This is a genomic window from uncultured Cellulomonas sp. (genome assembly GCF_963527515.1).
Classification (GTDB): Bacteria; Actinomycetota; Actinomycetes; order Actinomycetales; family Cellulomonadaceae; genus Cellulomonas.
In genome coordinates this window covers 1-2580 of sequence record NZ_CAURTV010000193.1, presented here as the reverse complement: position 1 = coordinate 2580, position 2580 = coordinate 1, and the positions used below count along the sequence as shown (strand labels likewise).

The window sequence follows — 2580 nt, the reverse complement described above, 5'->3', positions numbered from 1 at the left end:
GGTCAGGGGCGGGCGGCGGCGACACGGTCGAGGCGGGCGCTCTGACGCCGGACGGCGCGGTGGCGGGCGCCGACGACGCCCTGACGATCGACCCGGAGACCGGGCTCCCCGTGGGTGGTTCGGGCCCCGGCGGGTCCGACGTCGCCAGCGGCTCGGTGTCCACGCAGGTGGCACGGCCGGCCGGAGGCAGCGTGGCGTTCGGTGTCCTCGCGGCGGCGGAGCTGCTCGCGATCGTGCTCGTGCCCGGCCTCCTCGCCGTGCGCGCCCGCCGACGGGCGGCCCTCTGATGGCCACCTCGACGCTGCGCCGTGCAGGCGCCTGGGCTGCGGTGGTCGGCACGCTGGCGCTCACGGGCCTCGTCGTCGCCCCGTCCGCGGGCGCGGCGGACCCGGTCGACTACCGGCAGACGAAGACCCTCACCCGCGAGCACCTCGCCGCCGACGGCACGGCGACGACGGTCGACACGCGCGAGGTGACCGTGCAGGTGGACCGCACGCAGAGCCTGCGGGGCCGCGAGCGGATCCACGTGAGCTGGTCGGGTGCGCGTCCGAGCGCCGGCCGGGCGGCCGACCCGTTCGGGTTCAACGGCATGAACCAGGAGTACCCCGTCGTCATCCTGCAGTGCCGGGGTGTCGACGACCCCGCCGCCCCGGAGGCGGAACGGCTGCGTCCGCAGACCTGCTGGACCTCGACCTACCTGCAGCGCTACGCCGCCGGGGTGGTCGCCGCGGGTGTCTGGCGGCACGACCGCCACGCGACCGAGGGGGACCGGGCGGACCAGGAGACGATCGCGGACTGGCCCGCCGAGTGCGGGCTGCTGCCGGGCGCGATCTTCGCGCAGCACCTGCTGCCCTTCGAGGCCGCGAACGGGACGGTCTACCCGTCGTGCAGCAGCACCACGATCGCCCCCGAGTCCGCGGTCGACGCCGCGCTGCCGCCCTCCGACGTGGCGGCCTTCACCAACCTGGACGGCACCGGCGACGTGCAGTTCGAGATGCGCACGGCGACGGAGAACGAGTCGCTCGGGTGCTCCACGGACGTCCCGTGCACCCTGGTCGTCATCCCGATCATGGGCATCAGCTGCCTCGACGCCGACGTGGCGTGCCGGCAGGAGGGTGACTTCGAGCCGGGGTCGTCCAACCTGTCCGACGTCGGCGTCGACGACGCCGTCTCGCCCCGGTTCTGGTGGTCGGAGTCGAACTGGCGCAACCGGTTCAGCGTGCCGCTGAGCTTCGCGCTGCCTCCGGACGCCTGCGACGTCCTGGACTCGCGCTCACCCGTCGGCATGTACGGCTCGGAGCTGCTCAACCAGGCGTCGCTGCAGTGGGCGCCCGCGTACTGCCTGCGCGCCGACCGGTTCAAGCTCCAGCACAACCGGATGCCGGAGTCCGCGGCGCTGCGGCTGCTGGGCAGCGGCGAGGCGGTGGCGGCGTTCGTCTCCGACGCCGCGCGCGGCTCGACGGTGGACCTCGCCTACGCCCCGACCGCGGTCACGGGGTTCGGGGTGGCGTTCGTCGCCGACCTGCCCGACAACGCCGGCGAGCTGACGCAGCTGCGGATGACCCCGCGCCTGCTGGCCAAGCTGCTCACCCAGTCCTACCCGGCCACCACCGACGTCCGGGCGCACGAGGGCCTCGAGAACAACCCCCTCGCGCTCAACACCGACCCCGAGTTCATCGAGCTCAACCCGGGCCTGTCCACCGTCGCGGCGGAGGCGAAGGCCACGATCCTGTCCCTGTCGGAGGCGTCCGACGTGATGACCGCGGTGACGGCCTACATCGCCGCGGACCCCGAGGCCAGAGCGTTCGTCGCGGGCGAGCCCGATCCGTGGGGGATGCGGGTCAACCCGAGCTACCAGGACATCGAGCTGCCGCGCGAGGACTGGCCGATGCTCGACACGTACGTGCGCCAGAGCACCCGGGAGTGCGAGCAGCTCATCACCTCCCCATACCTCGGCCTCGTCGCGGCGCCGGTGAACAGCCTGCGCAAGATCGCGGAGGCGGTCCTGGACGCGTGGCCGAACGTCCAGACGCAGTGCACGCGGTCGACCACCACGGACCCGTGGAAGTTCGGCCGCATCGCCCGGCAGAACTACGGGGTGCGCTTCATGCTCGGCCTCGTCTCGCTCGGCGACGCGGAGCGGTACGGGCTGCGCACCGCCGAGCTGCGGACCGCGGGCTCCGGCCCGGATGCCACCTTCGTCGCACCGAGCGTGGCGACGATGTCGACGGCCGTCGCGCAGGCGACGCAGGCGGGCACCGGCGAGCCGTTCACGCTCGACCGGGCGGCGCTCGACCCGGCCGACTACCCCGGGACGATGATCGTCAGCACGGCGGCGCGCGTGTCCGGCCTGGACCCGACCGCCGCCGGTCACGTGGCGCAGTTCATCCGGACCGCGACCACGGAGGGCCAGGTGAGCGGGCCGGGCAACGGGCAGCTGCCGGACGGGTTCGTGCCGATCACGGAGACGGGGCCGACCGCGGCGCTGTTCGCGTCCGCCCAGCTGGCGGCGAGCACGATCGAGGCGCAGCGCGGCCCCGCCGTCGCACCGACACCGGCGCCGAGCGCCCCCCCGAAGGT

Annotated in this window: 2 protein-coding genes; both read left to right on the top strand. The window is 74.2% G+C overall.

Translation table 11 applies throughout. The features are described 5' to 3' along the window. Positions 1–287, top strand: a 287-nt coding sequence (locus RYN42_RS20175; protein WP_315099429.1) for a hypothetical protein, incomplete at its 5' end; no start/stop codon positions are given. Beyond that, positions 287–2580: hypothetical protein (locus RYN42_RS20170; RefSeq protein ID WP_315099426.1), on the top strand; the 2294-nt coding region annotated here is incomplete at its 3' end. The genes RYN42_RS20175 and RYN42_RS20170, both read left to right, overlap by 1 nt.